A 25,554-nucleotide genomic window follows, 5' to 3' on the forward strand; every position below is an offset into this window, starting at 1 on the left:
AGCGATTTTTTATGATACAATATGGGTATGATTTTAATGAAATTAGCATCTATTTTATTATTGATACTGACTTTAGTAGTCTGCATTATCATAACCAAACTTTTTAGATTAAAAAAACTAGGACGAAACTTTGCGGATTTGGCTTTTCCAGTCTTGGTATTTGAATACTACCTAATCACAGCTAAAACCTTTACCCATAATTTCCTCCCTAGACTGGGACTAGCCCTCTCACTCCTAGCCATTATTCTCGTTTTTTTCTTCCTTCTGAAAAAACGCAGCTTTTACTATCCTAAATTCATCAAATTCTTCTGGCGTGCAGGATTCTTATTAACCCTTGTCATGTATATCGAGATGGTTGTTGAATTGTTCTTAATGAAATAATCGAATCCCTAAACATTTTCTAGGGATTTTTGCTTTCTCTTCAAAATAGGATAGACAGTAACACTATACAATTTTATACAAAGAAAATCCCTTAGAAACTTATATTCCAAGGGATTTATCTTCTATCTAAGACAAGAGCTTCTCGCTAGTCTTTAATGATAAAGAAGGTATCAAAATTTCTAATCTTCTTTTTTACCTTTAGTGGCTACTAATCCTGCACTCAAACCGAGAAGAGCTAAGCCTGCTGCTACTGCTGCTTGGCTTGCCGCACTTCCTGTATTTGGTAACTGCACTTTATTAGCTTGACTAGATTCACTTGAAGCGATTTGTTTTGTATCTGCTTTTTCTGACACTTGTGGTTTTGTAGTTTCTTGAGATACTGGTTTGGTTGTTTCGCCAGCTGTACCGACTTCTACGATGCGATCCTGAACCATAACTTTATTATAGCTATCCTTTTCAGTTCGCTTACCATTTTCAACCTCAATCAAGTGAACACGAACCCCTTGTCTTCCTTCTTGGAGGACTCGTGTTTCACCTGCGGGAAGTTTTTCGTTCTTTTGTTCCTGAACCTTGAAATCGATGGTTTCTTCTCCTAAAATAAGCTCTGGGCGATTTAGAACAAGATTTTTCACTTCGTCTTCTGGCAGAGAAGTTCCTAGTTTAGTACCAACTTCTACTATACGATCTTGTGCAGCAACTTTATCGTAAGTTTCTTTAAGCTGACGTTGCCCATTTTCCACTTCAATCAATCGAACACGGACACCTTGTTTTCCTTCTTGGAGGACACGGGTTTCACCTAGATACAACTTATCAGACTTACGCTCCTGAACATTGAAGTCAATGGTTTCTTCTTCGACTACAAGCTCTGGGCGATTCAGAACAAGATTTTTCACTTCGTCTTCTGGAAGAGAAGTACCTGGATTGGTCCCCACTTCCACGATACGATCTTGTGCAACGACTTTATCATAAGTTTCTTTAAGCTGACGTTGCCCATTTTCCACTTCAATCCAGCGAACACGGACACCTTGTTTTCCTTCTTGGAGGACACGGGTTTCACCTAGATACAACTTATCAGACTTACGCTCCTGAACATTGAAGTCGATGGCTTCTTCTTCGACAACAAGTTCTGGGCGATTCAGAACAAGATTCTTCACTTCGTCTTCTGGAAGAGAAGTACCTGGGGTGGTCCCCACTTCCACGATACGATCTTGTGCAGCAACTTTATCATATGTGTCTTTGAGTTGACGTTTCCCATTTTCCACTTCAATCAAGTGAACACGGACACCTTGTTTTCCTTCTTGGAGGACACGGGTTTCACCTAGATACAACTTGTCAGACTTACGTTCCTGAACATTGAAGTCGATGATTTCTTCTTCGATTACAAGTTCTGGTCTGTTAAGCACAAGATTTTTCACTTCTTCTTCTGGAAGAGAGGTGCCGGGATTGGTTCCAACCAAGACGATGCGGTCTGTCGGAACTTCTACCACTTCATGGAGTTTTTCTTCCTTACTTCCATTAGGATTTATCGCTGTGAAGATACGTTCCTTACCAACTTTTCCTTCTTGTTCTACACGAGTTTCACCAAGATACAGTGTTGAATCCTTTTTCTCAACTATCTTGTAGGCTATATCTTTTTCAACCAATTCAAGTTTTGGAAGTTCTTCTTGTACTGCAGCAACTGTTTTTTCAGAAACTGGTTTTTCCTTAGTCAACTGGATACGGTATTCCTTGACTTGTTTTCCATTTTCTGAAACAAGACGAACAAGTACTGGAAGACTATCATCGCCACTATCTACCACAGTTGAAGCTACTTGATTGTTTTCTTCAACTGAGACTTTTGGACGTTGACCTTTATAGGTGATTTGATAATCTTGACGATTTTCAGCGAAATCAGCAAGTTGTTTTCCATCTACAAGAATCTTCGATTTAGTGCTTTCTTGAGGCAATTCGCTTGGAGCAAGGAAGGTCATCTCAATCATCGCAACACCGCTCTTATCTGCTTTGCGCTCCATACGCCATCTCATAGCTTTGGCTTTGACAGCTTTAAATGTTACGTTGATTTCATCACCAGCTGCAATGTCTTTATCCGCACGATAAGGCACAACTTCCCAATTTTCTGGATTGTTAAATGGATGTCCAGATTCGTAAGATTGGTAGTTTGAATAGTAGGTTGGCACTTCAAAGTCTGGACCGACATAGCGTTCCAAAACAAGTTTAGATGGTGCATCTGTACCACTATCTGCAAAGAACTGAACTTTTCCTTGTGCAACAGTCCGTTCTACAATCTTCCCATTTTCACGGAAGATGACGCCTGCTGATACTTCTGGATTGGTAGACGGTCTTGCAGACCAGTTTGTCCAACGACGATTTTCTGAATGATCTCTGTCATTGAGATAGTCAACGCGGTCATGAGAGTTTTTATCAATATCGTTGGTTGCTGAAGCAAAGGCCTGATTACCATTTTCATCATAGTTAGGGTTATCTGAAAGAGCCTCACCAAGTTTATCTGTCACTCGTACAGTGAACTCTACAGTAAGATTGCTACCAAGGACACGACCTCGAACAGTAAATTGACCTGCTTTTGTCAGATTTTCTGCTGGAACTTCTTCCCATTCAACTGTAAGGTCTTTTGTTTCGTAGCCGTCTTTACCTGTGAAGTATACCGGAACCTTAGTCGGCAATTCAAGTGCTTGACCTAGTTGCAACAAGCGAGCTTGTTTAACCGCAGCAACTGGTTTATGAGAAAGTAAGTTCTTATCCTTAGTGAAGTGCAGACGGTATTCTCCTAAGATGTCGCCATTTTCAGCTTTCGCGATGACACGAACTGGCTCACCTTCACGAACGCTTGGAACGACGGTAGCGAGACCATTGTTGCTAACACTTGCTGTGACTGCGGGAACTTTTCCATCTACAGACTCAAGGTAGTAGTCTGTCAAATCAGGGTTGAAGTTTACTAAGTCTTTGCCGTCAACTTGGATTCTTGTTTGTCCTTGTTTGGCTGCCGCAACTTGTTTCGCAAAGATTTGTACTTCTGTGATAGACGTTCCACGCTTGTTATCTGCTTTAACCATGCGAATACGAACAGCATAGGTTTCAACTTTATCAAAGCTAAAGTGGTTCATTTCTCCAGCCTTGAGTTGAGCAGGGGCTTTTAGATTAGTCACTGGTTTCCAGTTAGCAGAATCATTAAAGACATGGTCCTCATTGCCTACAAAGCTAGGATTCTTAGGAGCTGTTGGAGCAGTATTACCAACATAATACTCAATCACATAAGACTTCGGTGCACCAACTCCATGGTCTTCGTGGAATCCGACACTTAGATTATCAACGGAGCGTTTGCTCAAGATACCTGAATCTCCAAACAGAACACCGACTGAAGCTTCTGGATTACTACGATTCCAGTTTGTCCAACGATTGGCTGGTCGGTCATTAAAGGAAATCAATTTATCGTTGACATTTGAAACAGGGTCGGTTGGATTTGAATCTGAAGCAAAGGCAAGTGGCAATTCTGAACCGGTCCATTGGTCAGAAATGTTTGCACCTTGCTCAGTTTGAGCAGATACGCGAACATGAAGTTTAGTTGTTAATTGAGTACCTTCTAAGCGACCATTAACTGTAAAGACACCTTCCTTAGCGTATTGCTCTGGACGAATCGCATCCCATACAACCTTAGCTGATGAAACGTGACCATTTGAATCATATGTACGAACGCTTTCTGGTAATTGTGGTGCTTCTGCGATTGGAGTTGTCACACTAACTTCTTCAACTGAAACGATGCCTTCTACAGATACTTTAGCACGCGCTTCCAGGTCAATTCCTTCAACTTTACCTAACACTTCAAAGCTTTGATAGTGGTCTAATTTTTCTTTCGGAATAGCTTGCCAAGTGACTTTATGAGTTTTAGGGAAACCTTTGTCATACTCAACAGTTACTGTTGACGGGAGAGTAGGTTCTTGATGTAAATCTGTCACTACATTTACAGGACGGATGGATTGCGCAATCTTCTTCTCAGTATTTGCTTGTATAGTGAGATTGATTTGACCTGTAGCACCCTCATATTCAGCTTTCAGAATAAGTGCTCCTGGTTTATGCAACTCAAGCATTCCTTTTCGGACTGCAACTTCCCCTTCACCGCTTGTAGAGAAGCTCGCCTTATCAGCTGGTAATACAGCTTGCGTTCCATCTTGATAATGAGCTCGAACCGACAAGTTGACTGTTTGGTCTTCTTTGAGACCGTCAGCTTGTTCCACTTGCAAGCTCAAATGAGCAATTTTTGGTGCTTCTTCTAGGAATTGAATTGCATAGGTTTGAAGAGGGCCACCATCTTTAGACTGAACAAAGATGCTCGCACGCATGCCGTTTGCTGCGCTTGCTTGAAGAACTGTAACATCAGCATTTTCAGCACTTGCTGTGACTTCTGGCAAGGATGCACCATAAGCAAGAGTGCGGTATTGCATTGGTTGTTGACTAGTAAGCCCTGTTACTGCCTCACCACCAACAGTAACAGTTGGCACTACAGGTGCTGCAGCATTTCCTTCTTCTACCACAAGGGTTGCATGAATAGTTTCTCCAGCTAACTGACCAGTCATTTGAATACGTGATCCAGCTACTGAAAGTTTGGCTTTATCTGCTTCCGCAATCTCCCAGCTATCTACTTCGTACTCTTGTACACTTCCATCGGTTACAAGTATTGACACATATTTATCTACAGTATTCAAATCTGCTCCTGGAGCAACACGTTTAACTGTTGGTAATTCTTTCGCAATTGCTAGAACCTCGACACGAGCCTCTACCTCACGTCCATTTGCTGTACCTTTAGCAGTCACAACTCTTGCTTGACTAACATCGACTTGAGACCAAGTTACTGGAAGTTTTTCACGACTACCATCGCTGTACACAAAACCTACTGTTTTTGGCATTTTTGGATCTTTACCGATTAATGTACGAACTCTTGCTACTTCTGTCCCCAAAACAGTCTTCTCTTGTCCTTCTTTTTTACCAGTAAAGACAGTTACTTGACTAGATTTCAAGAGATCTGAATGGGCTGTCAGTGTGAATTTCCCTGCTTGCTCAGTTGATTTGACAATTGCAACCCCTTTACCGTTAAATGCTCTACGAATCCATGAACCATCTGCTTGCGCCTTATAGCGTTCACGGCTGGCTTGTTCTCCGTTATCGACACCGACAAGTTGGCCTTGGCCATGCAATTGGAAGCGAACCAGATTATTAGCAGTTGGAACCACATTCCCTTGGCTGTCAACAATTTCATAGTAGATGTAAGTCAAGTCTTTTCCATCTGCTGCGATTGCATGGTCTTCTTTGATAAGACGAACAGCAGCTGGCTTACCAGCAGTCGTAATCTTATCTCGAGCAATTTCCTTGCCAGATTCATCACGAGCAATTGCTTCCAAGGTACCTGGTTGATAAGCAACTTTCCATTCAAGATAAAGTTCATTAGCATTAGCACCTTCTTGGTAAGTTCGTCCATCGCTAGTTTGTTTTTTGTTGAATTTCTTCTCTCCTAGAGACTGGCCATTTAAGAACAATTCTACACTAGAAGCATTCGAATAAGCACGAACTGGAATCTTACCTTCTGAGTCAGCTACTTTGGATGCTAATTCTTTGTTTTCCCAGTTCCAGTGAGGAAGAAGGTGAACCATTGGTTTCTTCTTAACAGAAACCCATTGGCTTTGGTAAAGATAGAAGTCATGTTTTGGAATACCCGCTGTATCTACAATACCAAAGTAAGAGCTTTTAACCGGCGTGTGGTTTTGGTTGTGCCATGGAGTTGGTTCACCGATATAGTCCGTACCTGTCCAGATAAATTGACCAGCATAACCAGCATTGTCACGGTCAAAAGTCCATGAAGCGGTTGCAGTTTTACCCCAACCAACACGGTCGTTTCCATAATCTGACTGTTCGTAATGACGTTCAGGACCGTTACTATGTTTCAATTCACGTTCAGGGCGATAATAGCTACCACGTGTACGAGTAGCAGAAGATGTTTCTGAACCATAAATCAACCAGTTTGGATGCTTAGCTCTAAGGGCTTTGTAATTATCTTCAGAGTAGTTAAATCCAACAGCATCGAGTTCATCAGCAATTTTTTCATGCCCACCGCTACCATTACCGAAACGGAACTTATCTGCTCCCATGGTAACATAACGAGTTTTATCAACATCCTTGATAACTTTGACTAGACGTTTAACAGTCGCTAGAGAATGAGGATCCCCATTTGCTTCACCGATTTCATTTCCGATTGACCACATGAAGATAGCTGGGTTGTTTTTGCCTCTTTCGACCATGGTACGTAGGTCAAAATCAGACCATTTTTCACCTTTTTTAGTCTCAGGATGAGTAGCATCTTTTTCAAAGAAACGTCCATAGTCATAAGGTTTCTTTCCGCCATACCAAGTATCAAAGGCCTCTTCCTGAACAAGCAAACCAAGTTCTGCTGCGATTTGCAAGGTTTGTTCACTAGCAGGGTTGTGAGTCGTACGAATCGAATTCACTCCCATTTCCTTCATCTGTTTCAGTCTACGGTACTCAGCCTTGTAGTTTTCTTCTGCTCCAAGCGCTCCGTGGTCATGGTGCAAGGAAACTCCATGGAATTTAATACGTTCACCATTCAAAGAGAAACCTTCATTTGGAGTCCAGTTATAGTAACGGTAACCAAACAGATCCTTCTTAGCATCAACCAACTGACCATCACGGTATACACGCGTAATCAATTCGTACAAGGCAGGTTTGTCATTTAAAACTGTCCAGAGTTTTGGTCTTTCAACTTCTAAAATCGCATCAAGACTAGTTACTTCATGTGCTTTCAAGGTACGGCTCTCTGTACGTACTAGACCTGTCACAGCCTGACCACCACGTTCAACGATTTGATATTCTGCTACAAGTTCATGGTCTTTGTCGTCCGTATTGACGATTTTGCTGGTCACATGCGTTTCAACCTTGCCATGTTGTTGTTCTTCAAGTTTTGGTGTTAAGATGGTTGTCCCATTTTTCTCAACATGCACCTTATCTGTCACTTGTAAAGTCACATCACGATAGATACCACTTCCTGAATACCAACGACTACTTGGCTGTTTGTTAACTGCATGAACAGCAATTACATTCTCACGACCATCTTTGTTCAAATAGTTAGTGATATCATATGAAAACTGGTTATAACCATTTGGATAATGGCCTACTAACTGACCGTTGACATAAACTTGAGAATCCATGTAGACGCCATCAAAAGTAAGGCGAACATTTTTCTTGAGGTCTTTTTCATCTAGTTTGAAAGTCTTGCGATACCAAGCTTCCCCACCGTTAAGCTGTCCACCTTCATTTTGTGCAGGAGATTCATGATCGAAATCGTTAAAGATACTCCAGTCATGCGGTAAATCTAATTTTTTCCACGTAGATACATCTGCATCCGATTTAATGGCTTCCTTAGAATTCGCATTGAGTTTAAAGTGCCAATTTTGATTAAAATTCACTTTCCTGTCTTCAATCATTTGATTGACTTCTTCATTTGTCACAGCTTTAACATCTTCCTTGAGCGGTTTTTCTTGACTTGAAGCTTGTGATTCTATCCTTGGAGCTTTTGCTTCCGGTTTAGCAGACACTTTTTCCTCTTTTGGAGTTACGGCTTCATCTTCTTTCTTCTCAGATGAAATAGACTCAGTGGCACTAGGTTGTTTTTGTGCTGTCCTTTCAACTACATTTTTAGTTTCCAAAGCTTGATCAACCTTTTCTTCTACTATTGGTTTTTCCTCTTTAGGTTTCTCAGCAGTATGAGTAATAGGTGTTTCATCCGCATAAACTATAGATTCTTCAGCTATATTTCCACCTAATAGAACTGCACAAGTCCCAATCATTACTGAGCAAGCTCCCACAGCAAACTTACGAATGCTATAAACTCTTTTCCGATTCCAATGGCCTTTCCCCATAAAACCCTCCTTTTAGTAATCGCTTTCATTTTTATGTAAGCGCATAACTTTTAATAGTCTTTTATCCTTATTTTATAAAATAATATAGAAATTTTCAATACTTTAGGCATATAAAATAATATTTTTGATTGTTTTTTCTAAAATTTGTAAAATAATTAAAAAAAACTGAATGTGGTTTTAAAAGAAAAAATACTCATTAACATTTAAATTAAAAGAATTAAAAAGTCCCTTTAAAAGGAACTTCTTCTACTTATAATTAAAAGTCTCCCCTGCCAACTTATCAGCTAGCTTAGGAAAGAGAGTATAAAACTTATGGGCTAAGTTCAACAACATCGGTAGATTGAGTTCTCGTTTGTTTTTTCCTATAATCTTGACAATCTTTTTAGCTACTGCATCTGGTTCTAGCAGGAAACTGTCAACAGACTTGAGGTAGCTACCATCTGGGTCAGCCTGGTCAAAAAATCCTGTTCGGATTGGTCCTGGATTGACTGTTGTCACATAGACTCCATATGACATAAGTTCGAGGCGCAGAGCATTTGAAAAACCAATAGCCGCAAACTTAGTGGCTGAGTAGAGACTAGACTTGCCAGTAGCAATCAAACCTGCCATGCTAACGATATTGATGATATGACCTTGCCTCTTCTCCTTCATACGAGCTGCAAGGCGACGAGACAGATTCATTAGGGCAAAGGTATTGACCTCGAACATCTGATGAATATCTTGGTCGGAAATCTGGTCAAATTCCTCAAATATCCCGTAACCAGCGTTGTTTATCAAAATATCAATCTTGCCATAGCGGAGATAGAGGTCTGCTACCAGAGATTCTAAGGCTGAATCATCGGTAATATCGATTTCAATCAATTCTGCATGGGAATGATTTCCGTATAGTTGGGCTAATTTTTCCTTATTTCTACCAAGCAAGATGACTTGGTCATTTTGCAAGAGTTTGACCATTTCTTGGGCTAGGCCACCGCTAGCTCCGGTAATGAGAATAGTAGGCATACTGTTCCTTTCCCAATCTTTTAGATTTCCACTTCTTCCAAGTCTTTGACCACATGGACATTTTCAAAAATGCTAGCAGCATCTTTCTTGAGCTTGCTGATATCTTTTGAGAGGAAACGAGCACTGATATGGTTAAGCAAGAGGCGTTTAGCACCTGCTTCTACTGCCACCTGCGCTGCCTGCATGTTAGTAGAGTGACCATGATTGCGAGCAATTGTTTCATCGCCCTTGCCATAAGTGGACTCATGAACTAGGATATCGGCATTAACAGCTAGACGCACACTGGCATTGGTTTTGCGGGTGTCACCCAGAATGGTGATAATCTTACCTGGACGTGGCGCTGAGATATAGTCTGCTGCCTTGATTTCAGTTCCGTCTTCCAAAACAACGTCCTGACCGTTTTTAATTTTCCCAAAAAGTGGGCCAAATGGGACACCAGCAGCCTTGAGTTTTTCAGCATCCAGCGTTCCTTCCAAGTCCTTTTGCATGACACGATAGCCAACGCAGAAAATAGTGTGGTCCAACTCCTCTGCATACACAGTGAATTTATCTGTTTCAAGAATTTTCCCTAGAGAATCTTGGTCAAACTCATGAAAATGAATACGGTAAGGCAGGCGAGAACCCGACACACGAAGACTGGTTAAGACAAAGGATTTAATCCCTTGCGGCCCATAGATTTCCAAATCTGTCTGCTCTTCATTGGCCTGAAAGGCACGGCTAGAAAGGAAACCTGGCAAGCCAAAAATGTGGTCTCCATGCAGGTGAGTGATAAAAATTTTGCTGACCTTACGTGGTCGAATTGTCGTTTCAAGAATTCGATTTTGCGTACCTTCTCCACAGTCAAAGAGCCAGACTTCGTTAATCTCGTCCAAGAGTTTCAGAGCGAGACTTGAAACATTGCGGGCTTTAGAGGGCTGGCCAGCCCCCGTTCCTAAAAATTGAATATCCATTCGATACTTTCTAATTAATCAATATATAACATGGCTGTGCGGTTTTCCGATCGGAAATAGCGCTTGCCAGAAAAAGCAGTAGCTTCCTGTAATAAATCCTCTTGACTGTAGCCTTTAAGACGTTTGCGACCATCAGCCAAGCTTTCCAAATCAGTCAAAGCTGTTATATTCTCCACGCTAACAACTTCCTCATCTCCGACAGCCTTCATGTAAATCTTTCCAGACTCCTCAAAGACTAGCTGATGGGGGAAAATTTGCGCAATCTCAAAGAGCAAGTCAGCTGAAATTTTCTCTTCATTTTCAGAGAAAATCCGCCCCAGCCCCTCACTCTCATAACAAAATCCAAAGGATTTTCCAGATAGGTTAAGACGAATAAAGGGTTTGCTTTCTTCAGTGAAACTTGGCTCAGTATTGTAAAGATTCAGTTCCTGACTGAGTTCCGCAAAATAATCCGTCGCTGCTTCAGGACTCTTTTTCTGGTAGAGTTCAGCAAAATAGGCGTTAACTACACTCGGCGGAGGTGCGATAAGAGTCAACTGCTCCTGCTCTGTCTTTCCAGCTAGAAGCTGATCCAGATAGACCTTGTCTAGACTTGTATAGCCCCCATATTTTAGAGCCAAAGTTTTGATATCAGTCATAAAATTCTTCTAACCTCCATTTGTTTTTCTCAGAAATGTAGCCTGTAATGACTTCTCCGTCATCTTGATAGTCACGTTCTTCCAGAATCGCAACACTTTCTAAATCATGAATCTTATAGGACTTTGAAAAAGACACGCGCAAGGTAAAAGATTCAAAAATATCCTTGATTTTCTCTAAAAATAGTGCCTGCAAATTCTCACGACTATCCTCAGACTTGGCAGAAATGAGGGCATAAGGCGTTTGGGTAGGCGTGAAATCCTCCACCAAATCCGCTTTATTATAAAGGGTCAGGCGAGGAATATCCTCCATGTCCAGGTCTTTCATGATGGACAGAACTGTTTTTTCATGCTCCTCATGGTAAGGATTGCTGGCATCGATAACATGAACCAGAAGGTCCACATGCTTGCTTTCTTCCAAGGTTGACTTGAAACTGGACACCAACTCTGTCGGCAAATCTTGGATAAAGCCAACGGTATCTGTCAAAGTTACTTGGAGATTGCCTCCCAGATGGATACTCTTAGTCGTCGCATCTAAAGTCGCAAAGAGCTCGTCAGCCTCATACTGGGTCTTACTGGTCAAGGTGTTCATGATAGTTGACTTCCCAGCATTGGTGTAACCAATCAAACCAATCTTAAAGGTGCTCGACTCCAGACGTTTTTCTCTGACAGTCGCCCGATTTTTCTCAACCACCTTGAGCTGACGCTCGATATCTGTGATTTGATTGCGAACACTACGACGGTTCAACTCCAGCTGGCTTTCACCAGGTCCACGGGAACCAATTCCCCCTGCCTGACGGCTGAGCATAATTCCCTGACCAACCAAGCGAGGCAAGAGATATTTGAGCTGGGCTAGGTGGACTTGGAGCTTCCCTTCATGACTTCGAGCTCTCATGGCAAAGATATCCAAAATCAACTGCATACGGTCAATGACCTTAACACCCAGAACTTCCTCTAGATTGACATTTTGCCGTGGAGTCAAACGGTTGTTGACGATGACAGTGGTAATCTCTTCTGCATCCACCATAAGCGCAATCTCTTCCAACTTACCAGAGCCGACGAAGGTCTTGGAATCATATTTTTCACGTTTTTGTCTGTAGCTATCTACAACAATTGCCCCAGCTGTCTTAGCTAGACTAGCCAATTCTTCCATAGAAAGGTCAAAATTGTCCATGCCCTGCAATTCCACACCAATGAGCAGGACCCGTTCCTCTTTTTTCTCCGTTTCAATCATCTAAAAACTCCTCTATCTGGCTTAAAATGCGATCTTTTACACCAGCTTCTCCAATCTGATAAAAGGTGACCTGCATGCGATTACGGAACCAGGTCAACTGACGCTTGGCAAAACGACGAGTAGCCTGTTTGAGACTCTCACTGGCTTCCTCCAAGGTTTGCTCTCCACGGAAGCAAGGAAAGAGTTCCTTATAGCCAATTCCTTTAGCAGCCTGCACATCAGGGGAATGGTCAAAAAGCCACTTGGCCTCATCCAAAAGCCCAGCCTCAAACATCAAATCCACTCGATGATTGATTCGTTCATATAATTGACTGCGTTCATCATCCAAGCAGATAATCAGCGGTTCATATAGACTCTCTTGATTTTCCAAATCCTGACCAAAATGGGCAATTTCCAAGGCACGCATAGCACGACGACGATTAAACTGGGGAATTTCAAGACTTGCTTGCGCCACCAAATGAGCTAATTCCTCATCTGTATAAGGCTCCAAACTGGCCCGATAGGCCAAAATCTCTTCATGGGGAGTCTCTCCACCGAGATGATATCCTTCTAGTAGACTCTGTATGTAAAGTCCTGTTCCACCAGCGATAATGGCAAGCTTGCCACGGCTGTGAATATCCTCAATAGCCATCTTAGCTTCTGAAACAAAATCAAAAGCCGAGTAAGACTCGGTTACCTCTCTAACATCAATCAAATGATGAGGAACAGCCGCTTGCTCTTCTGGACTAGCCTTAGCTGTCCCAATATCAAGTCCTCGATAGACTTGCTGGCTATCTCCACTAACCACTTCGCCATTAAAACGCTTGGCCACTTCAATAGCAAGAGCTGTCTTTCCAACTGCAGTCGGTCCAACAATCACAATTATTTTTGTTTTCATCTTTTTTCCTTGAAAAATTCCCATTTTTTCGTTACTATTATTATAACACAAAAAGGTCAGTCAGAAAAATGTGACCTCTTGAGGGGGCTGGCTGATTGAGAATATAAAGGAGGAAGACTCATGGCTAAAGGATTCGCTAAAGGTCTTGTAACAGGTGTCGCAGGAACTGTCGCTGCCGTCGCAGGTGCAGTATACGCATTTAAAAAGAAAGTGATCGAACCAGAAGAGCAAAAAGCAGCTTTCATCGAAGAAAACCGTAAAAAAGCAGCTCGTCGCCGCGTATCACGTTAAAAAACAAAAGAAGTTGGGATTCATTGTCTCAACTTCTTTTTTCTATTCTTTTAAATAGCTAGGTCAAACTTCAACTGTGGCTTTACAGGGTCATAATCCACCAACTCAAAATCTTCTGCTTTGATATCAAAGAAACTAGTCCCATCAGGAACATTTAAAACCAAGCGTGGTTGGCAGTTTGACGGCTCCCGACGGAGCAATTCCTGAGCTTGTTCAAATTGATTATCATAGATATGGAGGTTGTTGATGAAATAGAAGAACTTCCCAACCTTCCAGCCGAAATGCTTGGCAATCATCATCTGCAAGGCCACATACTGCATAGCATTGATGTGATGGGCTACCAGCATATCGTTAGAACGCTGGGTCAAGGTCGCATCCAGATAGATTTCTCCATCTACACGGCGGACATCAAACATGGTCTGAAAGGCGCATGGAAGCAACCCGTCTGTTTCTTCGAAAGCTTGATAATCCCAGAGCGAGATGATATTACGACGATTCCAAGGATTGGCTTCCAACTGTTTGAGAAGCTTATTGATAATGTCGTGTTTCTTAACAACTGCCCCATAGCGCTCACCTATGGTTCCTGTATCCCCCACTTCCCAGTCATTCCAGTAGTGAACATTGTACTTTTCATTGAGCACTTCTAGGCTATTTGACTGGTCTTGGTAAATCCAGAGCACTTCCTTGATAGCGGATTTGATAGCGATAGGACGCAAGGTTGTGATGGGAAATTCCCCCTTGGCCAAGTCATACTCGGAAAAGGCTCCCGTTACATATTTAGAGTTGGCAACTGTCCCATCCTTGTACTTGGGACGCGCTTGCTCTGAAAAGACACCGTCTTTAAGGATTCGTTCAATATTCTCTTTAAAAATCGTATCTGCTTTTGTCATTTACTCTCACCTCATTTGTTTCCTAACTAGTATAGCATAAAAAAAGCTTTTCTACATGCTCAGATAAGCAATAGCTTTCTTGTATTTTTCAAATCGTTCCAGATCCTTTTCAGTAATTGTAGCTAGTCTAGATAAATCTGAATTATGTTTCAAATCTGCTAATTTGACACAACGTGCTATAGGATTCGATTTAACAAGTTCCAAATATTGTTGATAATCTTGTCCCTTTTTCTTGGTAAGTACCTGCACTGCAGTAACAACAGTCTCTGGTAAACCAGCCAATATTAGTTCTTCTGCTGTATAAGGGCTATCTTCAAGAACATCGTGCAATAGAGCGACTGCCTTTTCTTCTTGCATATCGACCAGACTTGCTACAAAAAGAGGGTGTTTGATATAAACTACTCCAGCCTTATCATATTGTCCCTCATGTGCTTTTTTGCAATGGACAAAGCCAATTCAAACATGGATTGTTCTGACTTATTCATTTAAAATCTCCTTTCTAAAATCAAAAAGTTAAGAGTTATATTTACAATTATGATCTTGAAAAAGAGCCTGATGAATCACCAAGCTCTGTCATTTTTATTTTATTGCAATACAAGTGATGCTGCTCCGATAACTCCAGCGTCATTTCCTAGAGTTGCAAGAGCTAATTTTGTTGATGTGCGTACTTGTGGGAAAGTATTTTCATCGTAGACTTTTTGAACACCTTGTAGAAGGAATTCTCCTGCAGCTGATACACCCCCACCGATAACGATTGTTGATGGGTTTAGGATTGAACCAATGTTAGCACAAGCGATTCCCAAGTAACGTGAGAAGTTACGGTAAACAATCAAAGCAAGGTCGTCTCCTTCTTTTGCAAGGTCAAAGACAGTCTTAGCAGTTACTTCTTCTCCGTTATCAATCAAGCGTTTCAAGGCTGCATCGCCTTCGTATTCATCGGCATAGCGACGAGTCAAGTTGACAATCCCTGTTGCAGAAGCTACTGTCTCAAGGCAACCTTTCTTACCGCAAGTACATGCGATTGGTTGGTCAAAGTCAACAGTGATGTGGCCAAGCTCACCTGCTGCACCAGCAACACCGTGAAGCAATTTGCCTTCTGCGACAATACCGCCACCAACACCAGTACCGAGTGTCATAAAGACAACGTCTGGTTGGTTATCTCCAGCCCCCATCCAGCGCTCACCAAGAGCTGCCACGTTGGCATCATTATCGATGAAGAAAGGAATGCCCAAGGCTTTTTCAATTTTCTCTTTAATTGGTTGAAGGGTTTTCCAGTTCAAGTTGTAGGCACCAATAACAGTTCCTTTTTCACGGTCAACCACACCTGGTGATCCCATTCCAATACCTTGGAAGTCTGCTGCTGCCAATCCAAGCAAGTCCAAACGGTGTTGAATAGACTCAATCATATCATCTACGATATGACTTCCCTCATCCAAAATGTTGGTCTTGATAGACCATTTTTCTTGAATTTCTCCTGCTGTTGTCAAGATTGCAAATTTGATAGAAGTTCCACCAAGGTCAATCCCAATAATCTTTTGACTCATCATATTCTCCTTTTTCATTATGAATTAACTGAAAATGCTTACAGATATAGTATAACAAAATTTAGTTAATCATGCAAAGGTTTGCGTGAATGAATTATAAGGAATTTTTCGCCTACTAGTATCTGTTAATCATCTAAATGATTAATTGCATAATTAGCTTCTTCTTCTGTAAAGCCATCTATATAAGAGGTCAATTGATTGAAAAGACCAGATTTAGACATATTAAATAATTTTCTATAGTTCTTAGCATTAAATAACGCATTATATTTATAATCGGCTTCTAAATGATCAATCGCATATTGAGCTGCATCATTTGAAAATTTATCAAATTCAGAAGTTAATTGTCTATACATACGTTTTTTTGACATATGGAATAGCGAATTATAACTCTTTGCCTTTTCTAAAGCAGCAGAATATTCACTATTGGTTGATGATTTGGTTTCCCATAATCCATTAGCTCCTACATAGTAACGACCTCCATCAACCCATTCACTTTTAGCCATCTTACCATTTGATTTGAGGTAGTAATTTCCTACCCAAGTATTACGAGCGTAGCTACCTTCGGATGTTAGATAGTAATATGAACCATAGTTCTTATCGTAAATCCACTCACTCTTAGCCATCTTACCATTTGACTTCAAATAATAATTGCCTGACCACGCATTGCGAGCATAGCTACCTTCGGATGTTAGATAGTAATATGAACCATAGTTCTTATCGTAAACCCACTCACTCTTAGCCATCTTACCATTTGACTTCAAATAATAATTGCCTGACCACGCATTGCGAGCATAGCTTCCTTCTGATGTCAAGTAGTAGTATGAACCGTAGTTCTTATCATAGACCCACTCACCTTTGGCCATCTTACCATTTGATTTAAGGTAGTAATTACCCACCCAAGTATTACGAGCATAGCTACCTTCTGATGTTAGATAGTAGTATGAACCATAGTTCTTATCGAAAATCCATTCACTTTTAGCCATGTATCCGCCTGATTTGAGATAATAGTTACCTACCCAAGCGTTTTGAACATAATTTCCTGATGCATCTAGATAGAAGTATGAATTATATTTTTTATCAAAAATCCACTTACTAGTGACTTTTTTACCATCTTGATAATAGGATGAACCTACCCAACCAGACTGAACTGTAGGTGTTGGCTTTGGTTTTTCATCGGGTTTTGGTGTTGGTTTTGGCTTCTCATCCGGTTTTGGTGTTGGCTTTTCATCCTTTTTTGGAGTTGCAGTAGTTGATTTTTTATCAGTCAGCTTCTTAATGGCCTCTTTAAACTCTTCTACTGTTCCTTTCCACTCTATGTAATTGGCACCAGACTTATTCTCATTAGCTATATAGTTGCGATCGGATTCTTGGAAATAAGATAATTCTGGAGTAGTTTTTGTAGCCCCAATAATAGGAATATTAACAGTTCCCTTCCATCGATTAAATATTTCTGCATCATTCGGAAGAATAATATAATATTTTGCCGTTGGTGTAAGAGTTTGTGTGTCAGCCTGCACCGTTTGCGCTGAAAGAGGAAGAACTCCTTTTGTGTCAATTGTTGACAATACTCCAACTGTTGAAAGTGCCAAAGCACATATTAATAATCTTTTTTTATTCATTTGATATTACCTATTACCCTATTTTTTAGTTTCTTATTTAACCCATTTACCTGAACCATCTACACGATAACCATCTGGTGTACGTTCATTAACAGCCATTTTACCGTTTGATTTAAGATAGTAATTTCCTACCCAGGTGTTACGAGCATAACTTCCTTCTGATGTCAAGTAGTAATATGATTTATAGTTACTATCATATATCCACTCACCTTTAGCCATCTTACCATCTGATTTGAGATAATAATTACCTGACCAAGTGTTACGAGCGTAACTGCCTTCTGATGTCAAGTAGTAGTATGATTTGTAGCTACTATCGTAGACCCACTCACCTTTAGCCATCTTACCATTTGATTTAAGGTAGTAAGCTCCTTGCCATGCATCCTTTGCATAAGATCCATCTGATTTCAAATAATACCAAGCTTGATAGTAAGAATCATAAATCCATTCGCTCTGTGCCATTTTACCATCTGATTTCAAGTAATAGTTTCCCTGCCATGCATTTTTCACTGGATTTCCATTTTCATCAAAATAGTACCAAGCGCCATCCTGCTCAACCCAACCACTTGTTGTTGCTGAACTTGTGTTAGTTTGAGCCACCGTTGATTGTTTTGCTTTGAAAGCACCCTTAGGAGCATTCTTCAATTCACAGGCTACACCATCATGGTCTCGGTCTAACTTGGCAGAATATCCTGGTTCTCCCTCGTGAATATCCGAGTATCCATTCGCCCAAGCTTCCTTACAACTAGAAAAATGAACGTTTTCTTCTGCTAACACAGGTTGTGAAAACAATGCTAAAGCTGGCAGGGTAGCCAGACTCATTTTTAAAAATAGACGTTTGTTCATTTCTTTCTCCTATAATTATGATATCGTTTTCAATATTATTTTATCAAACTTATTTCAGCAATTCAAGGAAACTTCTAATCTTTTCTACAAACTCCTTTGGTTTTGCCTCATTCAAGACATGAGGGCCGTCTGGGATGATCTGAAATTGGGATTTTGATATTAGTTTATGAAGACTTCTCATAGAACTAAGGTTCGGTTTATCTTTGCTACCACAAATTAGTAAGGTTGGATAAAGACAAGTCCCTGCTATAGCAGTTAAATCAAGTGTCTTCAATTCCTCAGAAATTCCGACCATAAGAGCTTTGTCTGCTCCCTGTTTTTCAAATACTCTTTTGGGAAGTAATTTAAATATCATCAACTGGATTTTAAATAAGATATTTCCAGCTAATTTCAGAGGGCAACCTGACAAAACTAAACCTTGAAGATTTGGTAAATCATAACTGGAAAGTTCTAGTGCCAGGGCCGCACCTAAAGACAAACCAACCAAAATAAAAGGTTCTGTCTCCTCTGACAAGTGCTGATAAATGCGCTCCTTAGCTTCTTGATAGGTAGCAACTCCGGAAGGAAATAAGTCAAGGGCTTCAGAAGGATAATCTACAAGCAACTCTTGCACTTCTTTCCAACTATCTGCTGACTGACCTAGGCCATGTAAAAATATTAGTTTCATTTAGCTCTCCTTTACTGACAATTCATACAAGCCCCTCACCGCATTACAGCCATAGATAGCTTCTGCTCCCTTCAAATCTTCTATGGTCAAGACTTTCTCTTTTACTTGTCCGCTTTCAAGCAAGTGTTGACGGTAAATTCCTGGTAAGATTCCAAGTCGGATAGGCGATGTATAGAGTTTACCATCAATCTTCAGAACCAAATTTCCGATAGAGGTTTCAAGAAGTTCTCCTTTTCCATTATGGTAAATCTTCTCTTGTTCCTCTATGCTCAAATGCGGTCGGTGAGTCGTTTTGAAGTAGGTAAAGGCTTGTTGTAAATTGGCTTCCTGAAGGCAAAGTTTGGCCTGACAAAAACTTGGACTGAGGGGTGTTAATACTCGGCGTTCGACTTCTATCTCTCCAGACTTGCTGAGAGAAATACGCAAGCGGTAATCTTGATTAGCATCACAAGCATGACACTCTTCCTCTATCTTTTGTTTCAAGTTTTCTGAATCAAATGGAAAGGCAAAATACCGACTAGCTTTTCTCAGCCTTTCCAGATGTTGTTCTTCAAACATCAGTTGTTTTTGGCTGATTTTCCCTGTAGTAATCAGTTTGAAACGAGCTTGTTTACGATAGAGAACGGCTGCCTTTTGATGAACCTCGCGGTATTCAGACTCCCAAGTGCTATCCCAAGTAATGCCTCCGCCAACTCCATAGATAGCTTGCCCCTTGTAGAGTTGAATAGTCCGAATGGCCACATTAAAAATCCGTCGTCCATTTGGAAGCAGAAGACCAATGGTTCCACAGTAGACTCCACGCGGTTGTGGTTCCAAGTCCTTTATAATCTCCATAGTCGCAATTTTCGGAGCTCCTGTTATGGAACCACAAGGAAAGAGTGAGCGGAAAATTTCAACAAGGTCCACATCCTCTCGCAACTGACTCTTGATGGTTGAAGTCATCTGCCAAACCGTTGAATACTGTTCCACTTGGCAAAGACGTTCCACATGCTCACTCCCCACTTCAGAAATACGGTTCATATCATTGCGCAAGAGGTCCACAATCATCATATTTTCAGAGCGATTTTTGGGATCCTGCTCTAACCAACTAGCTTGGGCAAGGTCTTCTTGGTCAGTCACTCCACGCTGAGTCGTTCCCTTCATTGGTCGCGTTGTCAACTCACGGTCATTTTGCTCAAAAAAGAGCTCTGGACTCATGGAAATCACTGCCATCTCGTCATGTTCAACATAAGCATTGTAGCCCGCCTCCTGCTCTACTACCATACGATTGTAGATGGCAAAAGGATTGGCACTTAAGTCTTGCTTGAGTTGGATGGTGTAGTTGACCTGGTAGGTGTCCCCCTGCCGCAAATGATGATGAATCTGGGCAATCGCCTTTTCATAATCCTCTGCAGATGTTACTTCCTGCCAATTTGAAGGCAAATCAACCTCATCATAAGTCAGAGGAATAGGGGAGGTCTCCACCTTATCGTGAACAGTAAAGTAAAGCAAATACTCGTCCAGTAAAGGAGATTTATGAACTGCTAATTTCTCCTCAAAAGCAGGTGCAGCCTCGTAGCTGACATAGCCCACCACATAATAACCTTGCTCTTGGTAGCTTTCCACTTGTGCCAGCAAATCTGCCACTTCTGCTACATTTCTCGTTTTCAACTCTTTAATCGGCTGGGTAAAGGTGTATCTTTCCCCCAAAGCCCTAAAATCAATCACTGTTTTTCTATGCATACCTTAAGTATAGCACAAAAAGGCAGATACAGACAAAGCTGATCTACCTTTTTATTATTTTCTTACTATTGATTATGCTTTAGTGAATAAATCACCAGCAAATCCATCTGATTTCTGCAAGAGTTGTTTGTAAACCTTCCATTTAAGATCTACAGTATTCTTGAAATCATTACCTTGAAGGTCTTTTTCGACCGCTGCATCAAATAAGGTCTGAAGTTGTGCGTAAGTTGAAATCTTTTGACCATCGATTTCAATTTCAACAAAACCTCTTTGGGCTTTTTCGTGTACTTCATGATACCATGCTTTCTTCCATGCTTCTAAACTTTGGAATTTGCCGTTAGAAACTTTATTAATAATAAAGTCATCACCAAGACCTACATTACCAGCTGCTTTAGATTCTTGTTTGTATTTGTTTGATGCATAACCTAAGAACCCGTCTAGATAACCGAAGTAACCCCACATACGGAAGGTATTATGTTTGAATGAGATTGAACCAACCGCACTCTTACTTGTATTACCACCATAAATACCTGTCATCATATTTACTACAGTATAAGCAGAATCAAATCCTTCAGTACGGTAATGACCATTTCCTGGTAATCCATGTTTCGTTGCAAAGTTTCCATCAACCAGTTGATCAATACTTGTCAGCTTCGTATTCTTTTCGTCATCATTCAAATCACGAACTAAATCCCATTGGTGTGGTTCACCAACTAAGCCATTGCGATCCGCTTTTTCACGATATTTCTTATCGATCTTCTTGAACCACTTATCATTTGTTCCAGTATTTTTCTTGATAACAGACTCAGCTTCTAAGTAATCAAGCATCATCATGGATTCATTGTAATTCTTCATGTAGTGATCGATTTTCTCACGACTATTTAACACATTCGGATTATAGTTGTAAATTTGATTTCCATCATTTTGACGTTCGTAAGCCATGTTTAATCCTAAGGCACCATATTCACCATTTGGATTTGAAACTGATGGTGATTGTAACATACCTTGAGCAAAGGCTTCAACATCTGTTCCTTCACGGTGGCGCCATGTTCCTAAGTAGGCCATACGGTCATTGATGTGAGTTGTTTCGTGAGTGAATGCAGATGTACCAAAATCACTAATCATGCTAGAGATGATGTAATATACAGCCTCTTGTGGTTGTGGATTTTGGAAGATATAAGCGTATGCACCCATTCCATTGTATCCATGCCACTTATCAGTCGGACCATAGAATTCACGAATTGGAGCAAAATCGCCTTTCTTCGTATGTCCCATACGGTCAACCCATCCCAAACCTGGTACATCATGGTTATCCCAAATTGCAGATGGTACCATATTTTCACTCTTAAGAAGATTATTTCGTACATTATCTGCAGCAAGTCTTGACCAGAAGTCTAAATAATTGATTTGTTCTTGCGCACGTAAATCAACTTGCTTCTTGAACGCTTCACGTTCTTCTGCTGTGTTCTTACCGTATTTCTCAAATGAACTAAAGGCAATGGTATTATAGGTTGTAATTAAGATCATATGCGCTTTCTTCAAATTCAAAAGTGGTAAAATATAACGTCCGTGATGTCCATTATTAATTACTTCATACAATTTATGTTTCTTATTCGCAAAATCAGGATTTGATGATTGTTTCTCAACAACATAAGCGTTATCTGCAATGTTATTCTTGAACCAAGTATTCATATCTGTTTCACTAGTGAATAATTCCATGTTGTACTTCAGGAATTCGTGTAAGTTAGCTTTACCAGTAGCACTTGCAAGAGCTCTGTTAAATGCATCGTGTGATTGATCACCTTTTAGGTTGTTACCATTTGAAGCGAAGCTGATTAATCTATCAAGTACGTTAACGTTCTTACCGTAGAAATCCGGTTTGAAGGTCATCATATTTTTGATATTTAATCCGTCAAATTTAATTCCATAGTATTGGTTTAAATAAGCCAGAGCTAACATGATTTTAGCTTTGTTATCTTCAACCTTTTTAACTAAGGCACGTTTAGCTGCTTCGTCCGTATTTAATTGATGGTCTTCATTTTCAACTAAAGCTTTAACTAAAGCATCAAGATTATCTTTTACTTCTTTGAAGCTTTCTTCCATGTATAACATCTTAGGATTGTTATTAATCTTACGAACTTCATCTGAATCAAGTTCAACAGAAGCTAATTTAGCTTTGATATCGCTGATCAATTGTGTCCTATCTTTAACAACCATATTTGGTGTATAGACAATATCACCTAATCCTTCAATACTATATTCACGAACTTGTTGAACCTTAGATTCTTTTTGCGTAATAGCTTTAATTTCTTTCGTCTTATCAGCGTAATGAATCATAATGTGGTCAGCATCCGATAAGTCGGTCACAAATTGTCCATCTTTCATACCTGTAACAGATAAAACTTCAGTAGTTAGTAATTTAGAACCTGCAGGAATCTTATTACCTTGATTTACAATCCATTCTTTGTTGTAGAACGGTTGTAATTTTTCGATGTTACGATAAGCAAGTTCACGAGAAGTATCGTAATCTTGAGTATCTTTGTAAGTGTCAGATTTTGGTTTTACACTATTTAGTGTATCTTCAACAAGAGGTTTAATTTCAAACTTATCAGCTGTAATTCCGAATGATTCTATTTTTTTATTTGCATCTTCTAGGCTGATTTCTTGGATTCGATTACTACGAGAATACTTAAATGAACGTTTCCCTTCACTCACACCTGTAACAACATAGTTTCTATCTATCCAATTATTTGTAAAGTATCCATCTTCATCAACAAGGTCTTTAGAACCATAGAATTCTTCACCATTTTCAACTTTCATCATTGTAACAGTATCAAGAACTCGACCCCATGGATAGTTTTTACTAATGAAACCACCAACTTCAACAGGAGTTTTCACCTTAATAGTTCCTTTAACGACAGATTGACTAGTAAATGCGTATTTATTAACCCCATTTCCATCGTAACCATTATCTGTTCTAGCAACAAGACCACCAATACGAGCTTTATTTGCTACAATATCAGCATCTACGTATGCATGTTTAATATTACCACGCCAAAGTTCTCCGGCGATACCACCAAGATCCCAACCTTTATTACCGACACCTGTTAGTTTACCGATGAAAGCAACATTTTTAAGAAGTCCACCAGTATCTCCTTTATTTACGATACCAGCAATACCATCTTTACCAAGGATACTACCAGTTACCTTAACATTTTCAACTGTGGCATTTTTAATTACTCTTGATAGTGCGGAAATATTTTCAATCCAAGGCATATTAATATTAACATTACCTAAATTAATGTTATTAATTGTAGCGCCTTCAACATTATCAAATAACTGACGAGCCATATTGTGAATTGTATATTGTTTTCCATCAACACTTGTTAAAGTTCCGCTAAATTTACCAGGTACATATTGTTTATTCGGAGTTGGTACATTTGCTGCATTCAAATCTGCACCAAGTTTAAAGGTACCACTTGGATTAGCTTTCATAGCCGTTACTAGGTCGTTAAAGCTATAATATACATCACCATCGTGTGCTTTTTGTTTTTCAAAATAATGAACATACTCGTTTGCCAATTTAGAAACATCTGTGTGTTGAACTAAATCAGGTGCTTTGGCAGTGACTTTGTATAAAGTTTTTCCGTCTTTTTCTACTTCTTCAATCTTGTCAACAGCCAGTCTTGTAACTTTGTTGTCGTGAGTTGTAACTCGTAGGTAGAGTAGAGCAAGATTAGCTGGTTTTTCTGTCAGCAAACTAGTGTCTGTTTCGTTTCCGTCAGCATCAACACTTATCAAGCTTGTTTCTTTGATGTTTTTGATTTCAACTTTTTTGAGGTCAATTCTTAGCGGTTCTTCTTTCAGAACTTCTTCCTCATCACCCTCACCACGGTCATAAACCATCTTCGTTTCAAGTTTATAATCTTTGTAGTACTGTAAGTCTGTCAAAGAAGCTGTTAGATCTTCTGGTGAAACATTCAATGTCTTCACAATCTCGTCACCTTTTTTCAGAGTTAAGGTGATTGATTTAATAGCAGCTTTACTTGGATTCTCTAGGTTATATTTAATTTGAGATGATCGTTTCAAATCTTGAACATCAACAAGTGACAAACTTAAGATTGGTTTTTCAAAGTTTTTAGTTCCTAATTTGACGATACGATCTTGGTCTAACTCCAGAACCTGTTCCACAATTTTTGGTGCTTCTTCAGTTTTTAAACCTTTGATAGTTCTGTAAGTCTTGGTAACTTTTTTCTGTCCATCTTTTCCTTCTTGGACAGTAACTCTTTCACCTTTTTTCAGTTGGTCATCTTCTTTAACAACTTCCTTAAATGGAATCTTTTCAAGACTTTCTTCTATCAGAGTTCCTTCAATTGGTTTTGTTCCACGACTTATTTTTTTAGTGACTGGTTCTTTGACGACAGTGGTTGTTGTATTTAAAACTTGGTCAGTCTCAACACCTTCGAGAGTCTTATAAGTCGTTTTGGTAATTTTACTGCCCTTTTCTCCATCTTGAACTACAGTTTCTTCATCCGTATATTTGGTTGGATCCTCGATAATTTCTGTCTTATAGTCAATCTCAGTAGTAGTTTCTTTCGTAACCGCGCCCTCAGTTACTTTATATTCAGGTAACTTTTCTTGAACTAAGGACTCGCCCTCTTTACTTGGTTCCTGAGTACCTTTAGCCTCGATTTTGCCTGAATATGCTGTTTGCTGTTCTTGAACTAAGGATTCGCCCTCTTTACCAGGTTCTTGAGTACCTTTAGCCTCGATTTTGCCTGAATATGCTGCTTGCGGTTCTTGAACTAAAGACTCGCCCTCTTTACCAGGTTCTTGAGTGCCTTTAGCCTCGATTTTGCCTGAATATGCTGTTTGCGGTTCTTGAACTAAGGATTCACCCTCTTTATCAGTTTCTTGAGTACCTTTAGCCTCGATTTTGCCTGAATATGCTGTTTGCGG

At 40.1% G+C, this 25,554-nt stretch carries 15 protein-coding genes and 1 pseudogene; 2 read left to right on the forward strand and 14 right to left on the reverse strand.

Features of this window, described 5'->3' with window-relative positions; translation table 11 throughout:
• Positions 1-21: 21 nt before the first annotated feature.
• On the forward strand, positions 22-381 hold the full coding sequence (locus tag EII37_RS08730; protein ID WP_124788303.1) for a DUF3397 family protein: 360 nt from the start codon (positions 22-24) through the stop codon (positions 379-381).
• Between the two features lie 179 nt (positions 382-560).
• On the opposite strand, the gene EII37_RS08735 is transcribed toward EII37_RS08730, so the two are convergent.
• The 6 genes from EII37_RS08735 to miaA all read right to left on the reverse strand — a co-directional run bounded on the left by EII37_RS08735 (position 561) and on the right by miaA (position 13,019).
• Positions 561-8,321, reverse strand: a complete 7,761-nt coding sequence (locus tag EII37_RS08735; RefSeq protein WP_311766542.1) for a G5 domain-containing protein — start codon at positions 8,319-8,321, stop codon at positions 561-563.
• Positions 8,322-8,567: 246 nt separating this feature from the next.
• Complete coding sequence (locus tag EII37_RS08740; RefSeq protein ID WP_124788304.1) at positions 8,568-9,323, reverse strand: SDR family oxidoreductase; 756 nt, start codon at positions 9,321-9,323, stop codon at positions 8,568-8,570.
• Between the two features lie 20 nt (positions 9,324-9,343).
• Positions 9,344-10,273 carry a ribonuclease Z gene (gene rnz, locus EII37_RS08745; protein ID WP_124788305.1) on the reverse strand — a complete coding sequence of 310 codons (930 nt, stop codon included), beginning with the start codon at positions 10,271-10,273 and terminating at the stop codon, positions 9,344-9,346.
• A gap of 14 nt (positions 10,274-10,287) precedes the next feature.
• The gene (locus EII37_RS08750) at positions 10,288-10,911 is read right to left on the reverse strand and encodes a cystathionine beta-lyase (RefSeq protein WP_124788306.1); all 624 of its coding nucleotides are present in this window, start codon (positions 10,909-10,911) and stop codon (positions 10,288-10,290) included.
• Entirely contained in the window at positions 10,904-12,142 is a 1,239-nt protein-coding gene (gene hflX, locus EII37_RS08755) for a GTPase HflX (RefSeq protein ID WP_124788307.1), read from the reverse strand. Before hflX ends, EII37_RS08750 begins: the two co-directional genes overlap by 8 nt.
• Positions 12,135-13,019, reverse strand: a complete 885-nt coding sequence (miaA, locus tag EII37_RS08760) for a tRNA (adenosine(37)-N6)-dimethylallyltransferase MiaA (protein ID WP_124788308.1) — start codon at positions 13,017-13,019, stop codon at positions 12,135-12,137. Before miaA ends, hflX begins: the two co-directional genes overlap by 8 nt.
• A gap of 120 nt (positions 13,020-13,139) precedes the next feature.
• Between miaA and EII37_RS08765 the strand changes: the two genes are divergently transcribed.
• Entirely contained in the window at positions 13,140-13,310 is a 171-nt protein-coding gene (locus tag EII37_RS08765) for a DUF3042 family protein (protein WP_001051780.1), read from the forward strand.
• A 50-nt stretch (positions 13,311-13,360) separates the two neighbouring features.
• On the opposite strand, the gene EII37_RS08770 is transcribed toward EII37_RS08765, so the two are convergent.
• From EII37_RS08770 to EII37_RS08805, 8 genes and pseudogenes are all read right to left on the reverse strand, one after another.
• On the reverse strand, positions 13,361-14,200 hold the full coding sequence (locus tag EII37_RS08770) for a thymidylate synthase (RefSeq protein WP_124788309.1): 840 nt from the start codon (positions 14,198-14,200) through the stop codon (positions 13,361-13,363).
• A 51-nt stretch (positions 14,201-14,251) separates the two neighbouring features.
• A pseudogene (locus EII37_RS08775) lies at positions 14,252-14,685 on the reverse strand (GTP pyrophosphokinase).
• A gap of 99 nt (positions 14,686-14,784) precedes the next feature.
• Positions 14,785-15,744 (reverse strand): ROK family glucokinase, encoded by a 960-nt coding sequence (locus EII37_RS08780; RefSeq protein WP_031227726.1) that lies wholly within the window; start codon positions 15,742-15,744, stop codon positions 14,785-14,787.
• A 125-nt stretch (positions 15,745-15,869) separates the two neighbouring features.
• Positions 15,870-17,363 carry an Ltp family lipoprotein gene (locus EII37_RS11245; protein WP_221620937.1) on the reverse strand — a complete coding sequence of 498 codons (1,494 nt, stop codon included), beginning with the start codon at positions 17,361-17,363 and terminating at the stop codon, positions 15,870-15,872.
• Positions 17,364-17,396: 33 nt separating this feature from the next.
• Positions 17,397-18,206 (reverse strand): N-acetylmuramoyl-L-alanine amidase family protein, encoded by an 810-nt coding sequence (locus EII37_RS08790; RefSeq protein WP_124788311.1) that lies wholly within the window; start codon positions 18,204-18,206, stop codon positions 17,397-17,399.
• A gap of 49 nt (positions 18,207-18,255) precedes the next feature.
• A complete protein-coding gene (locus tag EII37_RS08795) occupies positions 18,256-18,873 on the reverse strand; it encodes an alpha/beta fold hydrolase (RefSeq protein WP_124788312.1) in 618 nt (205 codons plus the stop codon).
• Positions 18,874-20,595: an aminodeoxychorismate synthase component I gene (gene pabB, locus EII37_RS08800; protein WP_124788313.1), complete on the reverse strand. Its 1,722-nt coding sequence runs from the start codon at positions 20,593-20,595 to the stop codon at positions 18,874-18,876.
• Between the two features lie 72 nt (positions 20,596-20,667).
• Positions 20,668-25,554 (reverse strand): ZmpA/ZmpB/ZmpC family metallo-endopeptidase (locus EII37_RS08805; RefSeq protein WP_185695993.1); only part of this gene is annotated, 4,887 nt, incomplete at its 5' end.

Source organism: Streptococcus sp. OH4692_COT-348 (assembly GCF_003859975.1).
In the GTDB taxonomy this organism is placed as follows: Bacteria; Bacillota; Bacilli; order Lactobacillales; family Streptococcaceae; genus Streptococcus.